Annotated in this window: 22 protein-coding genes; 14 read left to right on the top strand and 8 right to left on the bottom strand. The window is 63.7% G+C overall.

Going from position 1 to position 20,552, the window contains the following annotated elements; genetic code table 11:
- Positions 1–21 precede the first annotated feature (21 nt).
- Positions 22–1,677: a Rieske 2Fe-2S domain-containing protein gene (locus GOAMR_RS05055; RefSeq protein WP_005183564.1), complete on the bottom strand. Its 1,656-nt coding sequence runs from the start codon at positions 1,675–1,677 to the stop codon at positions 22–24.
- Between the two features lie 203 nt (positions 1,678–1,880).
- On the opposite strand from GOAMR_RS05055, the gene GOAMR_RS05060 reads away from it, so the two are divergent.
- Both GOAMR_RS05060 and GOAMR_RS05065 read left to right on the top strand, forming a co-directional pair.
- The gene (locus tag GOAMR_RS05060) at positions 1,881–2,645 is read left to right on the top strand and encodes a lysophospholipid acyltransferase family protein (RefSeq protein WP_005183577.1); all 765 of its coding nucleotides are present in this window, start codon (positions 1,881–1,883) and stop codon (positions 2,643–2,645) included.
- Entirely contained in the window at positions 2,642–3,481 is an 840-nt protein-coding gene (locus GOAMR_RS05065) for an HAD family hydrolase (protein WP_005183579.1), read from the top strand. Before GOAMR_RS05060 ends, GOAMR_RS05065 begins: the two co-directional genes overlap by 4 nt.
- Positions 3,482–3,503: 22 nt before the next feature.
- Here GOAMR_RS05065 and GOAMR_RS05070 read toward each other — a convergent pair whose 3' ends face one another.
- The 4 genes from GOAMR_RS05070 to GOAMR_RS05085 all read right to left on the bottom strand — a co-directional run bounded on the left by GOAMR_RS05070 (position 3,504) and on the right by GOAMR_RS05085 (position 5,229).
- The gene (locus GOAMR_RS05070; protein ID WP_138943601.1) at positions 3,504–3,881 is read right to left on the bottom strand and encodes a FliH/SctL family protein; all 378 of its coding nucleotides are present in this window, start codon (positions 3,879–3,881) and stop codon (positions 3,504–3,506) included.
- 94 nt (positions 3,882–3,975) lie between these two features.
- Complete coding sequence (locus tag GOAMR_RS05075; protein ID WP_005183585.1) at positions 3,976–4,287, bottom strand: hypothetical protein; 312 nt, start codon at positions 4,285–4,287, stop codon at positions 3,976–3,978.
- 95 nt (positions 4,288–4,382) lie between these two features.
- Positions 4,383–4,883 carry an MmpS family transport accessory protein gene (locus tag GOAMR_RS05080; RefSeq protein ID WP_005183588.1) on the bottom strand — a complete coding sequence of 167 codons (501 nt, stop codon included), beginning with the start codon at positions 4,881–4,883 and terminating at the stop codon, positions 4,383–4,385.
- A 40-nt stretch (positions 4,884–4,923) separates the two neighbouring features.
- Positions 4,924–5,229, bottom strand: a complete 306-nt coding sequence (locus tag GOAMR_RS05085) for a hypothetical protein (RefSeq protein WP_005183591.1) — start codon at positions 5,227–5,229, stop codon at positions 4,924–4,926.
- 268 nt (positions 5,230–5,497) lie between these two features.
- Between GOAMR_RS05085 and GOAMR_RS05090 the strand changes: the two genes are divergently transcribed.
- The 3 genes from GOAMR_RS05090 (at position 5,498) to GOAMR_RS05100 (ending at position 7,595) form a co-directional block, all read left to right on the top strand.
- Positions 5,498–5,917, top strand: a complete 420-nt coding sequence (locus GOAMR_RS05090; protein WP_005183593.1) for a hypothetical protein — start codon at positions 5,498–5,500, stop codon at positions 5,915–5,917.
- Positions 5,918–6,030: 113 nt separating this feature from the next.
- Positions 6,031–6,912, top strand: coding sequence for a siderophore-interacting protein (locus GOAMR_RS05095; protein WP_040514496.1), 882 nt, complete (start codon positions 6,031–6,033; stop codon positions 6,910–6,912).
- 2 nt (positions 6,913–6,914) lie between these two features.
- Complete coding sequence (locus GOAMR_RS05100) at positions 6,915–7,595, top strand: helix-turn-helix domain-containing protein (protein WP_005183599.1); 681 nt, start codon at positions 6,915–6,917, stop codon at positions 7,593–7,595.
- Here GOAMR_RS05100 and GOAMR_RS05105 read toward each other — a convergent pair.
- Positions 7,577–7,996: a VOC family protein gene (locus GOAMR_RS05105; RefSeq protein ID WP_005183601.1), complete on the bottom strand. Its 420-nt coding sequence runs from the start codon at positions 7,994–7,996 to the stop codon at positions 7,577–7,579. The genes GOAMR_RS05100 and GOAMR_RS05105 overlap by 19 nt on opposite strands.
- Positions 7,997–8,103: 107 nt before the next feature.
- On the opposite strand from GOAMR_RS05105, the gene GOAMR_RS05110 reads away from it, so the two are divergent.
- Entirely contained in the window at positions 8,104–9,174 is a 1,071-nt protein-coding gene (locus GOAMR_RS05110) for an acyl-CoA dehydrogenase family protein (RefSeq protein WP_005183603.1), read from the top strand.
- Positions 9,175–9,307: 133 nt separating this feature from the next.
- Here the strand turns inward: GOAMR_RS05110 and GOAMR_RS05115 are convergent, their stop codons facing one another.
- Complete coding sequence (locus GOAMR_RS05115) at positions 9,308–9,796, bottom strand: MmpS family transport accessory protein (protein WP_005183605.1); 489 nt, start codon at positions 9,794–9,796, stop codon at positions 9,308–9,310.
- Positions 9,797–9,825: 29 nt separating this feature from the next.
- Positions 9,826–10,239: a hypothetical protein gene (locus GOAMR_RS05120; protein WP_005183608.1), complete on the bottom strand. Its 414-nt coding sequence runs from the start codon at positions 10,237–10,239 to the stop codon at positions 9,826–9,828.
- 374 nt (positions 10,240–10,613) lie between these two features.
- Here GOAMR_RS05120 and GOAMR_RS05125 point away from each other — a divergent pair, with 374 nt between their 5' ends.
- The 8 genes from GOAMR_RS05125 to GOAMR_RS05155 all read left to right on the top strand — a co-directional run bounded on the left by GOAMR_RS05125 (position 10,614) and on the right by GOAMR_RS05155 (position 20,401).
- A complete protein-coding gene (locus GOAMR_RS05125; protein ID WP_050942596.1) occupies positions 10,614–12,518 on the top strand; it encodes a helix-turn-helix domain-containing protein in 1,905 nt (634 codons plus the stop codon).
- A gap of 123 nt (positions 12,519–12,641) precedes the next feature.
- On the top strand, positions 12,642–14,267 hold the full coding sequence (locus GOAMR_RS05130; protein WP_005183612.1) for a class I SAM-dependent DNA methyltransferase: 1,626 nt from the start codon (positions 12,642–12,644) through the stop codon (positions 14,265–14,267).
- Entirely contained in the window at positions 14,260–15,432 is a 1,173-nt protein-coding gene (locus tag GOAMR_RS05135; RefSeq protein ID WP_005183614.1) for a restriction endonuclease subunit S, read from the top strand. Before GOAMR_RS05130 ends, GOAMR_RS05135 begins: the two co-directional genes overlap by 8 nt.
- A 246-nt stretch (positions 15,433–15,678) precedes the next feature.
- Positions 15,679–17,382, top strand: a complete 1,704-nt coding sequence (locus tag GOAMR_RS05140; protein ID WP_005183617.1) for a DUF262 domain-containing protein — start codon at positions 15,679–15,681, stop codon at positions 17,380–17,382.
- A gap of 203 nt (positions 17,383–17,585) precedes the next feature.
- On the top strand, positions 17,586–17,756 hold the full coding sequence (locus tag GOAMR_RS25045; RefSeq protein ID WP_170319113.1) for a hypothetical protein: 171 nt from the start codon (positions 17,586–17,588) through the stop codon (positions 17,754–17,756).
- A gap of 560 nt (positions 17,757–18,316) precedes the next feature.
- On the top strand, positions 18,317–18,754 hold the full coding sequence (locus GOAMR_RS05145) for a hypothetical protein (RefSeq protein WP_005183619.1): 438 nt from the start codon (positions 18,317–18,319) through the stop codon (positions 18,752–18,754).
- A 143-nt stretch (positions 18,755–18,897) separates the two neighbouring features.
- Positions 18,898–19,317 (top strand): hypothetical protein, encoded by a 420-nt coding sequence (locus GOAMR_RS05150; RefSeq protein ID WP_005183622.1) that lies wholly within the window; start codon positions 18,898–18,900, stop codon positions 19,315–19,317.
- A gap of 82 nt (positions 19,318–19,399) precedes the next feature.
- The gene (locus GOAMR_RS05155) at positions 19,400–20,401 is read left to right on the top strand and encodes an Rpn family recombination-promoting nuclease/putative transposase (RefSeq protein WP_005183625.1); all 1,002 of its coding nucleotides are present in this window, start codon (positions 19,400–19,402) and stop codon (positions 20,399–20,401) included.
- Positions 20,402–20,552: the final 151 nt, after the last annotated feature.

A 20,552-nucleotide genomic window follows, 5' to 3' on the forward strand; every position in this document is an offset into this window, starting at 1 on the left:
GGCGCGATGAATCGATCCGGGCTACAGTTTTTCGGCGCGGAGTTCGTGGCCCTTGGAGGTGAGGCAGCGACCGGTGGGCAGGTTCCATTCCCAACCGTGCAGGTTGCAGGTCAGCTTGTCGCCGTCGACGACGCCGAACTTGTCGAGGTCGGCCTTCAGGTGCGGGCAACGGCGTTGAATCTCCCAGCCGTCCTTACGGATCGACGCGTCGTCGTCGTGGGCCTCGGCGAACCAGCCGTCGGCGTAAGCGATGCGTTCGTCGGTGAGGCATTTGAAGAACGTGTACAGGTACTCGTTGTAGCCACCGATGCGCCAGGTGGTGAACCGGGTGGACAGGAAGATGGTGTTGACCCAGTCGGGTTCGTTGTCACGCAACACCGTCCGCACGATCTCGGTGGCGATACGGAACCCGTAGCGGTACTTGCCCTCACCCTCCTTCGGTTCGCGCACAATACGATTCGGGAAGTCCAGGACGACGATCTCGGTCTCGTCGGTGACCTCCTTCGACGAACTGTGCGGGGACATCACCAGCCCGACCGGGTAGCCGATACCGTCGCAGATGAGGTCGGACTGCGCCATGATCGGCTCGAACAGTTCCCGCAGCGCCGGCAGCAGCTTGTCGCCCTCGGCCGGTGCCCACGATGCCTTCTCGGCGGCGATGATCGGCGCGAACTTGGCCCGCATCCGCTCCAGGTACGCCTTCTTGTTGGGGCCGAACACCTCCTCCGGCGGATACGGATGCTCGATACCGTCGAGCGTCGGCCCGGTGAAATCGGCCGCCGACCCGGACACCATCATCAGCCCGCGATGCTTCACGCCGTCGTCGGTGCCGTGGATACGCATCTGCTCCAGGAAGGTCACTTGGTCGGGGAAGATCGACGTCACATCGCCGGGCACCGGATTGGTTCCCGGCGCGACGTCGAGGTCGCCGATCGCGTCGTCGGCGATACCCGAACCGAGGTCGTTGACGCCGTACAGGTCCTCGTCGAGGAACATCGGCGGCCCCGCCGACGGCACCACCCACGTCGCCCCGACCTGCTCGATGTAGGAACGGGCCCGGTCCATGCCGCGCTGGCGTTTCTGCGCCGCGAAGTTGGCCTTCGACTTACGCGGGATGTCGTAGACCATCGGGTACCAGATGGCGCCCGAATACTGCAGCAGATGCACGTCGACATGCCCGAACGCCTCATCGATGACGTCGAGGTCGACGGGCCGGGCGTCGTTCATGTTGAAACAGACGGTCTCGCCGTCGGAGACGATGAGGCCGGAGTCGCCGATCGGTCCGTCGGCGGGCGCGCGCAGCGCGATGATCATGATGTCGAGCGAGCCCTTGGGGCCGGTGACGGTGGTCTTCACCGAATCGGTGGTCTCGACGAACTTGTGGAAACCGAGCCGCTCGAGTTCACGCTTGAGGTCGGGCACCGGATAGTCGGGCAGCAGGACGGTCGCGTCCTTGCTGACGTTGTCGCGCAGGTTGGCCTCGTCGAAGTGGTCGCGGTGCAGGTGCGAGACATACAGGTAGTCGCACTGGCCGAGGGCCTTCCAGTCCAGCTCGGAGTTGTCCGGGAAGGGGATCCAGGAGGCGAAGTACGCGGGATTGACCCACGGGTCGCAGAGGATCGATCCGGCGGCGGTCTCGATGTGGAAACCGGCATGTCCGATGCTGGTGATCTTCACGATCTGGGCCTTTCAGGTGTCGCGCGCGGGCTGGCACGCTCCGTACGTCAATTGTCCAGGGTATCGACTCCCGCGGGCGCCGGGACTGGGCCATCGGTCACACCAGGGACGGATGTGACGAGCGGTACACCCGAGTGGTGTGATCGGGGTACCCCGGCAAATCGGTGCGCCGATGTGGGGGGTAGCTGACTAAGCTCGTCGCCATGGAACCCGTCTACGGCACCGTGATCACCGCTGCCCGTCTGTTGTGGCTGGCCGAAGGCCTCAAATTCACCGTGTCCGGCGTCGGGAACGTGCCCAAGACCGGTCCCGGCGTGGTGGCGGTCAACCACACCGGCTACATGGACTTCACCTACGCCGGCATCCCCGCGTTCCTGCAGGGACGCCGCAAGGTGCGGTTCATGGCCAAGAAAGAGGTCTTCGACAACAAGATCGCCGGGCCGCTGATGCGCGGGATGAAGCACATCCCCGTCGACCGCGGCGCCGGTGCCGACAGCTACGCGCAGGCCGTCGACTACCTCAGGCGCGGCGAACTCGTCGGCGTGTTCCCGGAGGCGACGATCTCCCGCAGCTTCGAGATCAAGGAGTTCAAGTCGGGTGCCGCACGCATGGCCCTCGACGCGAACGCCCCGATCATCCCGACCGTCATGTGGGGTTCGCAGCGCATCTGGACCAAGGGTCACCCCAAGCGCCTCGGCCGTACCGGCGTGAAGATCCTGATCAGCGTGTGCGAACCCATCGAGCCTGTCGGCGACCCGGATGCCATCACCGCCAAGCTGCACAAGGTGATGAGCGAGAAGCTGCTCGAATTGCAGGACGCCTACGGCACGCACCCGGCGGGCGAGTTCTGGGTGCCGGCCCGGCTCGGCGGTTCGGCTCCCACGCTGGCGGAGGCCAACAAGCTCGACGCCGCCGACCAGGCCAAACGTGCCCGGCCCACACCCGACTCCGAGGGCCCGGCGGAGTGACGACCAACCTCCCGGGTCCGCCGACGCTCATCGCCAGCGACGTCGACGGCACCCTCATCGACAGCCGCAACCGGGTGTCGCAGCGCACCATCGACGTGCTCGGCGCCGCCCGCGACGCGGGAGCCGAGTTCGTCCTGGCCACCGGCCGCCCGCCGCGCTGGATCCCCGAGATCACCGACCAGCTCGCCGGCACCCGCGCCCGGGTGCGGTACTGCGTGTGCGCCAACGGCGCCATCGTCTACGACCTGGAGAACGACCGGATCCTGCATTCGGCCGAACTCGCCCCCGACGTGCAGCGTCACCTCGGCGATATCGTCGCCCGGCTGCTGCCCACCGCGGGCGTCGCGTCCGAACGGGCCGGGAAGTCGGCACACGATGCCGCCACCCCGCCCTTTGTCGCCACCCCCGGCTATCAGCACGCTTGGCTCAACCCCGACCACGTCGAGGTGTCCGACGACGAGATCTTCGCCGAACCCGCGGTGAAACTCCTGATCCGGGCCCCGGAGATGCAGAGCATCGACATGGCCGCGATCCTCGCCGACGAGGTCGGCGACCTCGCCCAGATCACCTACTCGACGTCGCACGGGCTGGTGGAACTGTCGGTGCCCGGCACCCACAAGGCGTCCGGCCTGCGTTCGCTGATCGACCTGACCGGCCTCGGCGACGTGACATCGATGGCGTTCGGCGACATGCCCAACGACATCGAGATGCTCACCTGGGCCGACCACGGTGTCGCCATGGGGCACGGCGACCCGGCCGCTCTGGCCGCCGCCGACGAGGTCACCGTCGGCAACGACGACGACGGCGTCGCCGTGGTCCTCGAACGCTGGTTCTGAACTCCACCCACTGTCGGTGGGTCTAGGACAGGATCTCCTCGATCGACGAGGCGGTGACGGCGCGGATCGTCCATGCACTGAGCTGATCGGTGTCTGCGCACGCATTGATCTGCCGGCGTGCCGCCTCATCGACCGTGATGCCCTTTGTCTCGAGCACCGTCAGCAGCGTTCGGGCCTGGTTTACCAGTTCGCGGTCGTGACCTTGGGCGATGCCTTGCTCGATGCCTTTCCGGAGCCCCTTCTGTAGGCCCTCCTTCTGGGCATCGGCCTTGAGCTTCTCGATAAGTTCGCGGCCCCAGTCGGTTTCGGCGACCCATGCGTGGGCTTGAGTCTTCAAGACGACCTCCAGTTGGGATAGGACATGGGCGGGAAAGATGGTCTGCGTGATCGCAGCGTACATCCGATGGTTTGGGATGTCAGGGTCGAAAACCGCAGGCAGGGCACGGAGGACAGCCCAGTTACGGGGATGAGTCATCGCCGAGAGCATCGCCAGATCAGGATCTGCTCGCGCCTCCTCCATGTCGGTGACCGGCGGTATCCGTGACGGACCCAGAACCACTGGGATGAACGACCCGTATCCCGTTTCGAAGGGCCCCGAGGCCCAGCGTGCCGTCGGCGTCGCGCAGGACCAGTACGGCGTCGGCGAGGAGCTGTTTGGGGAGGGCATCGGACAGGTCACTGTCGTCGATGATGACGCTGTGGTGGTCCGGCACCGGAACCCCGCCGAATTCGGAGAGCAGTTCGACGCCGAACTCCGCGCGGTTCCGGATGAGTTCCAGCGGCGCTTCGTGCTCGGGCGACGGCATGAGAGAACGGTAAGGCCCTGTTCTCGCGATCGGTCACGAGAGCAGGGCGCACCGCCACATCTGTGGATAGATGTTCAGTTGTGCACAGACAACCGTCAGCCGACACTGCCGGAGCAGTGCGCGCTCGCAAACGGGCCTTTGGCGGTCTGGGTGAACTTGACCTGGCCGTCGACGATGATCTCGCAGGTCGACTCGGTGCCGTCGTCGCTGCTGTTGGTGACGGTCAGCGACGCCGTCTTGCCGAGGCCGGAGACCACCACCTGCTTCTCCCACGGCAGCGTGGCGTCGGTTTCCTGCGCCATGTTGAAGTCCTTGTCGGTCCAGGTGATCGAGCCGGTGCCGTTGCCGGTGACCCGGTAGGTGACGGTCACCTCCCGGTTGATCTCCTTGTCGATCTCGTTGGCGGCGCCGCCGAGGATGGCCATGCAGCCGCCGGCCATGGCGACGAACAGCAGGATGATGCCGCCGAGGATCCACGGCCACTTCTTGCGCTTACGCGGCGGGGCCTGCGGCGGGTACTGACCCCCATAGGGCGCCTGGGGGTACGGCTGCTGAGGATACTGCCCCTGGGGGTATCCGGGATTATTGGTGCTCATGTTCTTCCTTTGCGAGTGAGCGGATGGTCAGTGAGGGCCGTCAGCAGACGGCGACGGCATACCGGCCGGTGGCCGAATCCCGGGATACCTCAACGTTGTTGACGAACACGCGGCATTCGGCGTAGTAGCCGTCGGTCTGGATGGCGGCACCGGTGAGCTGGTAGGTCGAGCGCGAGGTGAACGACTGTGTGCCGGAGCGGCTGCGGCTGCGGTGATCGCGGCGGCCGCGATGAACTGCTTGTTGTTCATGGGGTTCTCCTGAGAGACGTGAATACCCGGAGGGAAGGTCCGGAGTGCCGGCACGTCGGTCTTTCGGGAGCTCCGATGACCGTTCGGCCGGTGACACTTGAGAAGTATTCCTCCCGGGTACGACAAAATGGTTTCGCCCGGCCCGCCGAGGGTCCCTGAACACTGTCAACCGTTCGGTCTAACCTCGGTAGATCATTGGCGCGCACTCTATTTGGCATCCAGGTGCCACCACGTGACACCTCGATTCCGAATAGTTGCGGTGGCCGAAGACGAATGTCGTAGGTGGGTTCTATGTTGATGTGCGGCTGGTTCGGATACCTGCCATATGCGTCGCCGGCGAGGCCCGGCGAATCAGGAGGAAAGCAATGCGAAAGACTTTGATCGCGGGCGGCGTCGTCCTGGGGATGCTGGCGGCCGGAGCCGGGGTGGCAGACGCCGCCGGCACCTACACCCGCGGCGGAGACGTGCTGGTCACCGTCGCGGTGTCGGGCGGCTGTGCAACGGTGACCTGGCCGAAAGGCACCACGCGGACCATCTGCGACGCGTATCAGACGTATCAGCACGACATCCAGCCGGGCGATACCTTCGGTGCGAAGATCGTCTCGTACACCGGTGGCGGCGTGGCCTGCCGGGTCACTGACGTCGAGTCGGGTGGTCTGATCGGTAAGGATTCCGCGGGCCCCGGCTACACCGCGGACTGCATCTACCACGCGAAGACCAAGAAGCGCAGCCGCGGCAACGACAACTCCAGCAGCAACGGCAGCAGCGCCTTCGGCAGTAGTTAGCGGGCGGGCTGGGCGCAAACCACACCGATACGGTCCGGCATCACAATAATTGCGATGCCGGCCGCTATTCGGGGGGTTTCGGTCAGCGGCCTGAGTGGCCGACAATGGCAACCATGAGATGGGACAGCTTCGTCGGCACGCTCACCGGGATCAGGCACGTCACGCCGAACATGATCCGTTCGACGTTCGTCGTCGACGACGGGTACGTACCCATCGAACCGGCGGATGAGTCGGTGGCGCTGTACTTCTCCGGCGACGGGGTCGCGCTGCGGACCAAGCAGAGCGACGGCCCCGACTCGTACGGCGGCTGGGAGGTCGCCGACACCGAGCGCAGCGCGGGCAACCGCAACTACACGATCCGTGACTACGACAGCACCACTCGCGAACTGGTCATCGACATCGCCGAGCATGCGCACGGTCTGGCCATCGACTGGTTCCGCAGGGCCGAGCCGGGCTGGCAACTGCTGATGGCCGGTCCGCGGTCGTGGTACGACCCGCCCGCCGACGCCGCGCACCACGTGCTGGGTGCGGATCTCGCCGCACTGCCGGCGTTGGCGCGGATCCTGGAGAACACCCCCGACCACATCAAGGTCACGGTTCTCGCCGAAGTGCTTGATGCCGAGGAGCTTTCGTATCTGCCGACTCGTGAGGGCGCCACCGTCGTCGAGCTTGTCGGTTCCGGGAATGGCGCGTCGCCGTCGCGGCTGTCGGCGGCACTGGCCGAACTCGCCCCGGAACCCGATGCCTATGTCTGGTACTCGAGCGAGTCGGCCGACATCAGGGCGGCCAAGAAGTCTTTGCGCGCGGCGGGATTCCGCCGCGAAAGCTACGACATCGTCGGCTACTGGCGGCAGGATTCGGAGGCGTGGCTCACGCGGTTCAACGAACGCGCCGACGAGTTCATGACGGTGTACGACGAGGCGGTGGCAGCGGGGCAGTCGGCCGACGAGGCGCTGGACACCTACGAGCAGGCCCTGGAAGAAGCCGGTTTGTAGAGATGGCCGCAGCAACAGATGATCGGACTGCCGGAGCGCTGTGGCGCGCCGGTCACCTCGCCGCTGAGTACACGGTGCTGCCCGACGGCTGCATGGACATCATCTGGACGGGCGAGCACCTGCTCATCGTCGGCGCCGACACCGCTCCGTACGTGGGTCACAGCGACAACGGCTGGTCGCCCATCGGATTCCGGTTCCACCCGGGTGTCGCACCGTCGGTGATCGGGCACGACGCCCAGGCCCTCACCGACAGCAGGATTCCCGCCGCCGACCTCTGGCCGTCGGCAAGGGTGGCCGAATGGACTGAACGGCTCTGGGGCAGCACGGATCCCGCGGCAACGCTGACCGCGCTCTGCACGGAACGCGCCGGGCGTCCACCCCGGGTCGCCGCCGCCGCGACACTGCTCGGCACCGGTCGCCCGATCGCCGACGTCGCCGACCGGCTCGGAGTCACCACCCGCACTCTCCATCGACTGTCCTTGCGGCACTTCGGATACGGACCCAAGACCCTCGCCCGTATCCTGCGGATGCGGCGGGCTCTCGACCTCCTGCCGGGCGACGATCCCACGACCGTCGCCTACGCCGCGGGCTATGCCGACTACGCGCACATGTTCCGCGACCTCACCGAACTGACCGGCCGATCACCGGTCACCTTCACCGCGAATCAGGAAAGCGCACAATAGAAGTCGACGGTATTTCCATCCGGATCGCGGACCGTCGCATACCGCTGACCCCACGGCGCGTCGAACGGCGCGTGGACCGCCGGCGCACCCGCCCCGACCAGCGAGTCGTATACCGCGTCGACGTCCGCCGGTGTCGCGCACGCGAACGCCAGAGCCATCGCATGTCCACCCGAGGGTGGTGTCCACGCCGGATCCAGCGATGCCATCACCGCCCGGGTGTCGAACATGATCCGCCAGTCCCCGGCCTGGGCCTCCGCATGCGGTGCCGACCGGGCACTCTCGGCGTCGAGGTCAGGGAAGCTCAGTCCGCACCGCGAATAGAACGTCAGCGCGGCCGCCATGTCTTCGACGACGATGGACAGTGCGTTCGGGACGGGAGTACCGGGTACGGGAGTGCTCATGACACCGACGCTAACCGGCCACGGACATACCGCGCATGAACGTTTCGGACATCCCGGCCTGCGCCAAGCCTCTCGAACGACGTTTCCCGGGCACGTAGGGTGGCGGCATGAGCGCCGACAACCAGCAGAACACCGCCCGGGGCGCCGCACTCGTGACCGAGGCGTTCCGGCTGGCCGACGAGGTCCTGTTCCCGGCCGCGGGCGAGGTCGACCGGACGTCGACGATCCCGGACTCACACTGGAAGACCCTCGCCGACGCCGGTTTCTACGGCATCGCGCTCCCGGCCGAACTCGGCGGTCCGGGCCTGGAGTTCCCCCAGCTCATCGACATCCTCGAGGCGATGATGAGCGGCTGCCTGACCACCGCCTTCACCTGGCTGCAGCATCACGGCGTCGTCATCGCACTGGCTGTGTCCACGAATGCCGAACTGCGGGAACGCTTTCTGTCGGGAGCGGCGTCCGGGGAACTGCGCGCCGGGGTCGCCTACGCGGGCGCCGTCCCGACTCCGCCGCGGATGCGCGTCACCCGCGTCGACGGCGGCTGGCGGCTCGACGGGCACGCGCCGTTCGTCAGCGGCTGGGGCATCACCGAACTGCTGCAGATCAGCGCCCGCGACATCGAGACCGACGACGTGATCGCGGCGATCGTCGAGACGGACACGCTGCCGGACTCGGCGGTTCGGGTGGAACCGGTCGACCTGAGCGCCGGCAACGGCTCCCGCACGGTGGCGCTGGAGGTGGAAGCCCTGGTGGTCCCCGACGCGGCCGTCGTCAGCCGGACCCCGCTGGACGTCTTCTTCGCGACCCAGAACGTCGGCACGCGGATCAACGGCACCCAGCCGTTCGGAGTGGTCCGCCGGGTCATCCGCCTGCTCGGCGACGCCGGCCGGCCCGAACCGGCCCAGGCCCTGCGCGACCGCGCCGCCGAGATTCGCACCCGCCTCGACCAGGGCCTCGGTGACGAGGATGCCCTTATGCAGGCTCGCGCCGACGGTGCGAGACTCGCCGTCGAAGCTGCATCGACGCTGGTCGTGGCTACTGGAGGCCCGGCCCTCGTCCGTGGCAACCCCGCCGAACGATTGGTCCGTGAGGCCGCATTCACACTGGTGGCAGCCAGCCGTCCCCCGCTGAAGGAACGCCTTGTCGGCAGTTTCAGTGGTGTGGATGGTATCTCGTGATCGCGGCATCGGTGCCCCACCGATCCGGCGGTCCCGCAGAGTCAGGACGGCCCTGCTCCCGCGAACGGTCGCGGGAACAGGGCCTGCCTGCGGTTCTGACGTCGCCCGCTCAGACGTACGAGGCTGTTGTCGATCAGCCCACGCTGCCGGAGCAGTGAGCACTGGCGAACGCACCCTTGGCCGTCTGGGTGTATTTGACCTCGCCGTCGACGACGATCTCGCAGGTTGATTCGGCGCCGTCGTCGGTGCCGTTGGTGACGCTCAGCGATGCGGTTTTACCGAAACCGGAGATGGTGACCCGCTTTTCCCAAGGCAGGGAGGCGTCGGTCTCCTGCGCCATGTTGAAGTCCTTGTCGGTCCAGGTGATGGAGCCGCTTCCGGTGCCGGTGACCCGGTAGGTGACGGCCACCTCCCGGTTCACCTCCTTGTCGATCTCGTTGGCGGCGCCGCCGATGAGGGCCATACAGCCGCCGACCATGGCGACGAACAGCAGAATGATCCCGCCGACGATCCACGGCCACTTCTTGCGCTTCTTCGGCGGCAGCTGCGGCGGGTACTGACCGCCATACGGCTGCTGGGGGTGCCCGCTCTGCGGGTACTGGGGCGGTTGACCGTTGTTCATGATGCTCCTTGGGGTGAGAGGTGGGATGGTCAGCAGACGGCAAGGGCGTATCGGCCGGTCGCCGAATCCGCCGACACCTGAACGCCGTTGATGAGTACGCGGCATTCGGCGTAGTAACCGCCGGTCTGGATGGCGCCTGCGGCGAGCTGGTAGGTCGAGCGCGAGGTGAACGACTTCGTGCCCGAGTAGAGCTTGGCGCCCGAGCTGCGCGAGTACTTCCCGTACTTCGGCAGATACGTTGTGGTGAGCGATGATTGATCGTTGTCGGCATTGAACCAGTTGGACGACATATTGTCGGCGACATCGCTGATGAAGACGTAGGTGACCCGGTCGCCGGCGGTGGGATTGTCGGTGCTCGCCGCGACGGTGCCGACGCCGATGGCGATGTTGGCTGTTGCGGCGGCGGTGATCGCGGTAGCCGCGACAAACTGCTTCTTGTGCATGGGTTTCTCCTGTAATTGGAATGCTGCTGTGTCATACAGCGACGAGTCGCCTTGTAACCGTGCCTATTCGCTATTCCGCCGGTTGAGGTGCGAGGAGCGTTAGCGAACTAGCCTCGAAACCTCGTGACCCGACCAGGTAAGCGACAACAACCCAGCCGCCGTCAGGTCATCGGAACAGACGGCGGAGCGTCTCGCTCCTCGATCCCCGGCGGACCGGCGACCTGGGAACAACGATGACCGATGCAGATCCAATTGCCGAATGAAACTAGTGTTAAGGGGGCTTAACGGCAATTGTGCATCGAAATGTCGCGGCGTGCGGCTAGTGTCATTCGAAAGGTACGACGAGACCACGACCCCGGGGAGGTGAAGCGCCGGTGAGCACGTTGACGATGCAGGACATCGCGACCCTTGCGAGGGTATCGCGACCCGCGGTCAGTCAGTGGCGCAAACGCACCACGGTGCGCGGCGAGGCCATGCCGTTCCCCGCGGTCGTCGAGCGTGTCGACGGCGTCGAACGTTTCGACCAGGCCGATGTCGTCGACTGGTTGCGGCGCACCGGCCGCGGCAACAACCAGGCCGAACAGGCGTTGGACGCCGCCGCGTTCACCGCCCCCGACGAAACCCATTTCGACGATGTGGTCACCCTGCTGGCGCTGTACGCGCTGTCGGGGGCCGATTTCGTGTCGATGTCGCACGGCGAGCTGGTCGAGACCGCCCGCGCCGCCGACCCCGACGACGAGGTGCTGCTACGTGAGGTGCGCCGGCTCACGGTGTCGGCGGGTGTACTCGGCTACATCGACGATCTGGTCGGTGCGTCGTTCGGTCCCGCCGACGCCCTCGCCCGGCTGGAGTCGAGCCGGGTCGGCCGGACACTCGGCCTGCGCGATCTCACCGGCGACGCGATCGACGTGATGCGTACCGTGGTCGGCGCCGCCCGCACCCATGTCGGCGGCGACGGGGTGCCGCTGGTCCCGGCCGGTGACCCGCTGCTGGCGCTGTCGGTGGCCGAACCGGACACCTCACTGGTGGTGCACGCCGGCGACGCGGCGGCCCGGGACCTGAAACGACGCGCACTGGTCCTGGGTGTCGATGTCGATTCGGTGGCGTACGGGCCGACGGTGACAGTGTCGTCGCTGGTCGGGCTTTCGGGGCGGGAAGCGCTCGACGGCCTCGACGACGTGATGCTCGACCTCGCGCCGGGCAGTGTCGCGGTGGTGCTGGGTCCGGCAAGGGAGTTGACCGACCATCTTGCCGGCCCGCTGCACACCCGCCGCTTACAGACCTTGGGCGTCGGCAATCTGGTTGCCGCGCTCCGGCTTCCGCGTGGCCTGTGGCGGGAGGCGCACCGTCAGTGCCTCGGCGCGTGGGTGTGCCTGGGCGGGGCGAATGCGGCGGAGGTGGCGACGGTCGACCTCGCCGCTGACGGGCAGTCCGAGGATCTCGCCGCCGATATCGCGGCGGCGCTGGAGGATTGTTCCGGATACGACGGTCTGTCCGGGTCGCGCCGCGCGTACCGCTATGTGCGATCGCGTGAACTGCAACGGATCCGCACCTCGGCCACCCTCGTACCCCGCGGAACGAGTGCCCCGCGTCTGCTCACCGACGACCCGTCGCACCACACCGACCGCGTGCACGCCGCGACGCTGGTGACCTCCGCATCGCTCCCACCGTTCGACGTACCTGTCGGGCTGTCACCGGGCCGATTCCGGTTGCAGCGGTACTCCTTCCACGAACTGTGCGAACGCGGCCTCATCAGGGTGTATTCGGGCAGCCGGTTCAACACCGACCACCACGATCCCGCCGGAACGGTCCCGGTGCTCCCGGACCGCACCCTCACCTTCGACCCATTCGACGCCGCCCAGCTGTACCCGAAGGCCCGCCGCACCGACCCGGGCGACATCGTGTTCTTGGAGAAGCCGACGCCGCAGGCCTGGATCGACACCCACGGCGGCTCCCTCGTCGCCTCCCCGGCGAAACTCCTGCGCATCGGCCCCGACGCCGCGTTCGGCCCGCACCTACTGGCCACCGCCGTCAACACGCTCGCCGAACCGGGTTCCGAATGGCAGACGTGGAGCATCCCCAACCTGAACGACGACGACGCCCACCACCTCGAAACTGTCTTGGCGCAGGTCGACGCCTACCGACGCGAAGCCGAGGCCAAGGTCCGCGCCGCCCACAACCTGGCCACCGCCCTGATCGACGGCGTCGCCGCCGGAGCTGTCACTCTGGACACCGCCGACACCACCAGCGGAATCGAGGTCACCACCCACACCGCCTGACCCGCCGGCCGAGCCTCGAATCAGTTCCCCGCAGGTTGAGGTGCGAGGAGCGCCGGCGACGAGCCTCGAAACCCAGTGAGATACCCACCAACCCACCCAGAAACTCAGAGGAACTAACCACCCATGCCCCCCCGCCAAAAACAGCCCCCTGCAACCCCTTCAACGATGAAGGAACTCAAGGACACCCTGTGGAAGGCCGCCGACAAGCTCCGCGGCTCGCTGTCGGCGAACCAGTACAAGGACGTCATCCTGGGCCTGGTGTTCCTCAAGTACGTTTCCGACGCCTACGACGAACGCCGCGAGGCGATCCGCGCGGAACTGGTCGCCGACGGCATGGACGACGACCAGATCGTCGAACTGATCGACGACCCGGAGGAGTACCAGGGTTACGGGGTGTTCGTGGTCCCCCCGATCGCCCGCTGGACGTATCTGGCGGAGAACGCGAAAGGCAAACCCGCCTCCGACGACCAGCCCGCCAAGAACATCGGCGAACTGATCGACGAGGCGATGGACGCGGTGATGGCCGTCAACAAGTCGCTTCAGGGCACCCTCCCGCGAATCTACAACCGCGACAACATCGATCAACGCCGCCTGGGCGAGCTGATCGACCTGTTCAACAGCGCCCGCTTCTCCCGTCAGGGCGAGCACAAGGCCCGCGACCTGATGGGCGAGGTGTACGAGTACTTCCTCGGCAACTTCGCGAGGGCCGAGGGCAAACGGGGTGGCGAGTTCTTCACCCCCCGCAGCGTGGTCCGCGTGATCGTCGAGGTTCTGGAACCCAAGAAGGGCCGCGTCTACGACCCGTGCTGCGGTTCGGGTGGCATGTTCGTGCAGACCGAACAGTTCATCTACGAACACGACGGCGACCCGAAAGACGTTGCCATCTACGGCCAGGAAGCCATCGAGGAAACGTGGCGGATGGCCAAGATGAACCTGGCCATCCACGGCATCGACAACAACGGCGTGGGTTCCCGTTGGGGCGACACGTTCTCCCGCGACCAGCACGCCGACGTCCACATGGACTACGTCATGGCCAACCCGCCGTTCAACATCAAGGACTGGTCGAGAAACGAGGACGACCCCCGCTGGCGCTACGGTGTACCCCCGGCCCGAAACGCCAACTACGCCTGGCTACAACACATCCTGTACAAGTTGGCCCCCGGCGGCAAAGCCGGCGTGGTCCTTGCCAACGGCTCCATGTCGTCCAACTCGAATGGCGAAGGCGACATCCGCCGCGAAATCGTCGACGCCGACCTCGTCTCCTGCATGATCGCCCTCCCCACGCAGCTGTTCCGCTCCACCGGAATCCCGGTCTGCCTGTGGTTCTTCGCCAAAGACAAGACCGCCGGCAAACAGGGCACGGTCGACCGCTCCGGCGAGGTCCTGTTCATCGACGCCCGCGACCTCGGCTACATGGTCGACCGCGCCGAACGAGCCCTCTCCGACGACGACATCGTCCGCATCGGCGACACCTACCACTCCTGGCGCGGCTCCTCCTCCGCCGCCGCCAAAGGCATCTCATACGAAGACATCCCCGGCTTCTGCAAATCAGCCACCCTCGACGAAATCGCCGCCGCCGGCTACGCACTGACCCCCGGCCGCTACGTCGGAGCCCCCGAAGTAGAAGACGACGGCGAACCCATCGACGAAAAGATCACCCGGCTCAAGACAGAGCTGTTCGCGGCACTCGACGAGTCGGCACGGCTGGATGCCGTGGTGCGTGAGCAGATTGGACGGATGCATGGGTAACGAACTCACACTCGCCGAGGTGTGCGACGAGATTGTCGATTGCGTGAACAGGACCGCCCCAGAAGACCTGGACGGTGAGTACTTCGCAGTTGGGACACCCGCGATGCGTGGGAACGTTGTCAACCTGTCGGAGGCGCGCACTATCACCAAAGAGACTTTCGTAAAGTGGACGCGACGTCTGGTTCCAGAGCCAGGCGATCTTCTTCTCGCGCGTGAGGCCCCTGTTGGCCCGGTCATTCGGATTCCGGAAGGTGGACGTTACGCTGCGGGCCAACGTACAACTCACCTGCGAGCGAATCCGAATGTGGTGCACCCTCGCTACCTCTACTACCTCCTCATCAGCCCAGCTGTGCAGCTGAGGATCCAGGCCGGGGCGATGGGATCGACGGTGCCTCATTTGCGGGTGGCGGATGTGAAATCGTTGCGTCTGCCGGCATTGCCCCCGCTCCCCACCCAACACGCCATCGCCGAAGTCCTCGGCGCCTTCGACGACAAGATCGCAGCAAACGAGCAGGTGGTGATTGCCGGCGAGGACTTGATGCGCTCGCTTGTTGCGGTGGTTGCAACCTCTGTGCCGGTTCGCGAGCTTGCGACGCATGTTACGAAGTCGGTGGACCCCACTGACTTCGACAAGGTTGTCCACTTCAGTCTTCCCGCATACGACTCCGAGCAAGATCCCGTGATCGAACCGGGTGCCGCGATCAAGAGTAACAAGTTTCTGATCGAGCAGCCCTGCGTTCTCTTCTCGAAGCTCAATCCGCGTTTCCCGAGGATCTGGGATGTGGGGAATCTTCCTGATCTTCCACCTGTAGCGAGCACGGAATTCATTGTTCTTGTGCCCAGGTCCGTTTCGAGGTCGGCTTTGTGGGCGGCGCTGGCGCAGCCCGAGGTGTCAACGACGCTGGTCAGCTATGCAGTCGGCACATCAGGCAGTCACCAGCGGATCAGGCCAGCAGAACTGCTCGAGCTCGCGATCCGGGACGTCCGTGATCTTCCTTCGTCCTCGCGTAGCCTCCTGGACTCTGCCGGATCGCAGGTCGACGCCACCCGCAGACAGTCCCGTGCCCTCGCAGACGCCCGTGATGAGCTACTGCCACTCCTGTTGTCGGGCAGGGTCTCAATCGGTGACTTGGAAAATGTGGCAGCAAGCTCGATCAGATCGTGAGGTCCGTGAATAATGGCGATTGCCTAGATCCGGCAAAGGTAGCGGGCGGCGCTCAGTGTGCGTACCGGTGGGTGGCAGGTCAGTATCAGGTTGTCGCTTACGAGTGGCAGCCGGACCACTGGATATCTATTATAGTGAACTCTGTTTGCCCTTCCAAATGTCAACAAGATAGTTCCGTTCCAGAGGGTATGTGTGTATCGTAGATGCCTACTGGCGAATTATGCTTTTGTGTCCCGTAAAGGATTAATGTTGAAGATTGAATCAAGCGACACCGATCTGGAGAGTCTACTTACAGGTAGATACTTCCACATTCCTCGATTTCAGCGTCCGTACTCGTGGGACGATGAGAATATTCAGGACTTCTGGGATGATCTGAATGCTAGCATTTCAGGCGACTACTTTATCGGCTCGATGGTTGTGTACAAGATGGACAAGCAAGCGGTCGGTGTTGTGGATGGCCAGCAAAGGTTAACCACCATAACAATTATGCTTTCGGTACTCCGGGATGTATTTCTTTCTCTGAAAGAGCCGGACCTCGCGGCTGGGGTTCATCTACTAATAGAACGTAACAACAGAGACAACAAGAAAGAATTTGTTCTCAAGCCAGAGACATCATACCCGTATTTTCAAGAGAGAATCCAGAGGTCGGGCGGTCCGAGGTTTACAAGTAAAGCTCGCGACGAAGAGAAGTCAATTGAACGCGCAAGAAACCTCCTTCAGAAGAAGGTTGAAACGGCGTTATCCTCGATTGAGAGCAGTGCAGATTTTGCTGACGAGCCGTCAAGGGTGCGTGCGAAGGTCGATCAGATTCGACGCCTACGAGACTCGCTGCTGAACTTGAAGATAATACTCGTAGTTCTGGATGATGAGGACGATGCTTATGTCATCTTCGAGACACTCAATACCAGGGGTAAGGACTTGGCTGTCTCCGACCTGTTGAAGAACCACTTCACCAAACTGCTGAAGTCGGACGGAGACGTGGACTCCGTTAAGATCAGGTGGACCGAGCTAATAGAGACAATTTACGGATCGAATGCTGAGATCTCGCCTGATTCATTTCTGTACCACTACTGGGCGTCTTGGTCGGACTACATCCCTTTAAAACGGCTATTTCAAGCAATGAAGGATCAGATCGTAGAGAGTAATGCTGAAATTCACTTGAATGATATGGTTGCAGACGCCAAGTTATATCGAGCAATTTATGAACCCGTTGTATACTGGCCGAGGAACGAGCGTAAAGTAGTTGCCTCACTGACCGCAATCCAGCTTTTCAAATTGTCGCAGCCCATGCCTGCGCTGCTCTCACTGGCCCGTGCACATAGAGATGGGGCAATCAAGACTAGAAAGCTTCAAGAAGCGCTCGGCGCAATTGAGAACTTCCACTTCTTGTTCACGGCTGTAACATCCTCGAGGTCATCTGGCGGCATCTCGGGGATGTACGCGGCTTTTGCGCGTAAGCTATACGAAGCGGGAAATGACTCCAATTTGGCAGCGAAGGAAATTTCTGCGCTCGTTTCGAAGCTTCGTGAACGTAAACCCTCATTCGAGGAGTTCCGAGTCAATTTTGGCCAAGTCACATACACGAACGCCGGATCTAAGCAGAGGTCTCTTGTAAGGTACGTACTGCGTAGATTCTTCGAACACGAGAATCTGCTCTCTGCCGCAGATTTTGAAGAGATGACAATTGAGCATATCCAGCCTCAAGCAACTTATGGTCACGATTGGTCGGATTCTGAGATCGGGCAGCTCGGAAACCTGTTGTTGATTGACTCTCCAATGAATGGTCGTCTCGATAGAAAGCCCTTCCCCGAGAAGAAGAAGATGTTGCTCTCTGAGGGCTACAAGCTTCCGAAGTCGATACTTGGCGAGGAGGATTGGACCGCTGAGATTGTAAGGAGTCGAACTGACCATATGGCGAAGGTCGCGTATGATGACATATGGAGAATATAGACAGGCGGATCCGAAGAACGCATGAAGCGGCATCGAACTCTAAGCGGCGTCGACGTCCCCGGATTCTCGCCGCCGTAGCGGTCAGCTTCATCCAGGAGAGACGCAGGTTCAGTGTCGTTGACGTAACGTTGCGGGCACCGGACGCACGCTTGGACGCAATCTGTGAGGATAGCTCCCGAGCTGTCGGCCGCGGACCTGGGTAAATGTCCAATCTTCACCGCGTGATGGCGATCCGGTCATCTGCCACGGCAGGCCGGTGGTGCGTGGGTTGCGGTACCGGGTCGCGGACCTGCGCGCTGCGGCATGCCGATGACTACATCGTCAAGGACTACCGCGATCGTGAGCGTGAGGACTTGTCGGGTGTTCAGGCCTGATCTGGAGTTCGGTCCGTTGATCGCCGGGAACCGTGCGGCGGGTGTGTAGTTTTATGCTACCTGGGCCAAGCCGCCGTGCAGATTTCTAATTGATACCGTTTGCTGGCCAGGATTATTCGCTACTCGCCCAACTCGGTCACGATGCGGTGCCACTCTTAGTGGCTGTTTTATCGGTGAGGTGGCACGCTGCGGTCACGCAAGCGATGTGCTGGGAGTTTCGGTCCGGCTGCCCGTCTCTAAGGGTGCAGTAGAGGACGCGTGTGTCACGACAGGCATGCCGAACTGAGCGATCGAAACCCAATTCTTATGCATGTCGGATAGACAATCTATTCGGAATCCTGTGTCCACATGCTGGCACCAATATTCCGCTTTGTTCTCGAATCGGTTTGTCAGACACTCGTGAGGTAGTCCTCATCATCGAATGGCTGCATCAGTCGTTCCTTCAGTAGGAGTGAGAAAAGTATGAATTCACAAGAGTTTTCGTCGGCGGATCAGTAGATGATTCTGGCTCATTCGAGCGGCCGCAGCCGGAGTCGCGTCGTCGGCGCAAGGGGTTGCTAGTGGCGCTCGGTGCGATCCTGTTGGTGGTCGTCGGTGGTGCCGGCGGGTTCCTGATCGGGAAGGGGAGCAGTGCTGCGGACACGGATTCCGCTGCGGCCACCTCCAGCGCGACGACGTCCGCCACCCCGACGGTCTACGACATACCGATCACGCCCGACGACTTCCGGATGAATATCGAAGTGCTGGAGAAGAAGTGCTTCGGATCGGCGGGGTGCGTCGTTGAGTTCTCGGTGCGGCCCACGCTCCTGACGTCATCCAAGTACGTCGAAGGACGCCGCTTCCGGGTCGTCTACGAGATCCTCGGCACCGACGACGAGATGACCGACTACTTCACGCTGTCCGGCACGGATCTGAGCATTGACGACAGCCTCCGCGCACAGACCGATTCGAGCGACAGTGAGATCACCGCGAACGTCATCAAGGTCACCGAGGAATGACATTCGGCAGCGTGGCCTGCTGGTTTCGGTGACAGAGACGAAATGTCGTAGCTCGCCGCTATGTTGATCGAGCAGGTTTCGCAGGGCCTGCTTCCCACACCTCTCGCCGGAACGATCCGGCAGATTCTCGAAGAAGGAAAGCAATGCGTAAGACTTTGATTGTGGGCGGACTCGCCCTGGGATTGTTGGTCGCTGGCACCGGATCGGCCGATGCCGCCGGCACCTACACCCGTGGGGGTGACGTCCTGGTCACGGTCGCGGTGTCGGGTGGCTGCGCCACCGTCACCTGGCCGAAGGACACGACGACCACGACCTGCGACTCCGACGGCACATATCAGCACAACATCCAGCCCGGCAACAGGTTCGGCGCGAAGATCACTTCGCATACCGGAGGTAGCGTCGCTTGCCGGGTACGTGACGTCGAATCCAACCGGATCATCGGCGAGGATTCCGCCGGTCCCGGATCGACCGCGAACTGCATGTACCGCGCCAAGGGCAGTACGAAGCAGCGCGGCAGCGACGACACCTCCAGCAGCGGCAGCAGTAGCTGGGGCAGCAGTTAGCAGCGCGGCCCCGTGAACCGACGCGTTCGCCGTGAGGTGTGTTTTCGGCGGCGATGTCGTAGGCCGCATCTAGGGTGTGCCCATGGTGACCGAGGGGGAGTCGTCGGCTGGGGGACAGCCGCATGATGCGTTGTTCCGGTTGGTGTTCGGTGATCCGGATAACGCGGGGTCGGAACTGCGATCGGTGTTGCCGCCGGATCTGATTGCGCACATCGACCTGGACGGGTTGGTGTTGCAGGAAGGCACATTCATTGATGATGCCTTGCGGCACAGCCAGACTGATGTTCTGTTCGCGACCACTGTCCACGGCCGCGACGCGTATCTGTATGTGCTGATCGAACATCAAAGTACTCCGGACCGGTTGATGGCATTGCGGATGCTGGGCTACCAGCTTCGTATCTGGGAGCGGCATCTCGCCCAGCCCGAACAGCGCTCGCGTACCCGTCCGCTGCCGCTGATCATCCCGGTCGTCATCTATCAGGGTCGTCGCCAGTGGATTGCGCCCACGGACCTGGCTGATCTGATCGACGTCGACCAGGACCTGGTCGGCGCGGCATCTGACCTGGTGCCGCGTTTCACTTACCTGCTCGACGATCTGACCGTCGTCGACGATGAGGCTCTGCGTGCTCGGCCGCTCACGGCGACGGCGCGGATCACGTTCGTGTCATTCGTTCATGCACCCGATGACTCCGATGTGACCCGTTGGTTGTCGGACTGGGCCGATGACTTGGCTGCGATCGACTACGAGCGGTTGGTCGCGATTTTCAACTATCTTGTAAGGGTCAGTGTGACACCGGTCGAGAATGTCGTCCGATTCGCCGGGACAGTCGGAGCCGAGGCAAGGGAGGCCGCCATGACGACCGCAGACCAGCTCATCGCTCAGGGCCGCGCCGAGGGTGAAGCCAGGGGTGAAGCGAGAGGGCAGGCCCGATTGCTGATGCGGATGCTGACCAGCAAGTTCGGCGAACTCGACCCTGATGTGCGGGCCCGCGTGGCGCACGCGACTGCCGAAGAGATCGGCGTGTGGAGTGATCGGTTGGTTCAAGGAGCCGTGTCCATCGAGGAGATTGTCGGCCCGCAGTAATACCCGGGGCGCACCGCGATGAGCGGGACGGTATCCCCGCGACCAGCGGCTGAGGTTGCCGCAGTCGACCATATCGGGATCCTGAACACGGTCGGCGTTTCCGCCGGGCGTCGTAGTCCTCTGCCATAGTGTGGGCAGAGTTGACGGAGGG

Origin of the sequence: Gordonia amarae NBRC 15530 (genome assembly GCF_000241345.1) — a bacterium.
GTDB classification, from domain to species: Bacteria; Actinomycetota; Actinomycetes; order Mycobacteriales; family Mycobacteriaceae; genus Gordonia; species Gordonia amarae.

What these genes read in the sequence shown, in the direction of transcription:
- GOAMR_RS05100 (WP_005183599.1), top strand. Translation starts at nt 6,915, where the DNA reads ATGGCCGCAGCAACAGATGATCGGACTGCCGGAGCGCTGTGGCGCGCC.
- GOAMR_RS05115 (WP_005183605.1), bottom strand. Translation starts at nt 9,796, where the DNA reads ATGAACAACGGTCAACCGCCCCAGTACCCGCAGAGCGGGCACCCCCAG.
- GOAMR_RS05135 (WP_005183614.1), top strand. Translation starts at nt 14,260, where the DNA reads ATGGGTAACGAACTCACACTCGCCGAGGTGTGCGACGAGATTGTCGAT.
- GOAMR_RS05110 (WP_005183603.1), top strand. Translation starts at nt 8,104, where the DNA reads ATGAGCGCCGACAACCAGCAGAACACCGCCCGGGGCGCCGCACTCGTG.
- GOAMR_RS05140 (WP_005183617.1), top strand. Translation starts at nt 15,679, where the DNA reads ATGTTGAAGATTGAATCAAGCGACACCGATCTGGAGAGTCTACTTACA.
- GOAMR_RS05090 (WP_005183593.1), top strand. Translation starts at nt 5,498, where the DNA reads ATGCGAAAGACTTTGATCGCGGGCGGCGTCGTCCTGGGGATGCTGGCG.
- GOAMR_RS05080 (WP_005183588.1), bottom strand. Translation starts at nt 4,883, where the DNA reads ATGAGCACCAATAATCCCGGATACCCCCAGGGGCAGTATCCTCAGCAG.
- GOAMR_RS05105 (WP_005183601.1), bottom strand. Translation starts at nt 7,996, where the DNA reads ATGAGCACTCCCGTACCCGGTACTCCCGTCCCGAACGCACTGTCCATC.
- GOAMR_RS05095 (WP_040514496.1), top strand. Translation starts at nt 6,031, where the DNA reads ATGAGATGGGACAGCTTCGTCGGCACGCTCACCGGGATCAGGCACGTC.
- GOAMR_RS05075 (WP_005183585.1), bottom strand. Translation starts at nt 4,287, where the DNA reads ATGCCGTCGCCCGAGCACGAAGCGCCGCTGGAACTCATCCGGAACCGC.
- GOAMR_RS05155 (WP_005183625.1), top strand. Translation starts at nt 19,400, where the DNA reads ATGGTGACCGAGGGGGAGTCGTCGGCTGGGGGACAGCCGCATGATGCG.
- GOAMR_RS05120 (WP_005183608.1), bottom strand. Translation starts at nt 10,239, where the DNA reads ATGCACAAGAAGCAGTTTGTCGCGGCTACCGCGATCACCGCCGCCGCA.
- GOAMR_RS05070 (WP_138943601.1), bottom strand. Translation starts at nt 3,881, where the DNA reads ATGTACGCTGCGATCACGCAGACCATCTTTCCCGCCCATGTCCTATCC.
- GOAMR_RS05130 (WP_005183612.1), top strand. Translation starts at nt 12,642, where the DNA reads ATGCCCCCCCGCCAAAAACAGCCCCCTGCAACCCCTTCAACGATGAAG.
- GOAMR_RS25045 (WP_170319113.1), top strand. Translation starts at nt 17,586, where the DNA reads ATGTCCAATCTTCACCGCGTGATGGCGATCCGGTCATCTGCCACGGCA.
- GOAMR_RS05060 (WP_005183577.1), top strand. Translation starts at nt 1,881, where the DNA reads ATGGAACCCGTCTACGGCACCGTGATCACCGCTGCCCGTCTGTTGTGG.
- GOAMR_RS05150 (WP_005183622.1), top strand. Translation starts at nt 18,898, where the DNA reads ATGCGTAAGACTTTGATTGTGGGCGGACTCGCCCTGGGATTGTTGGTC.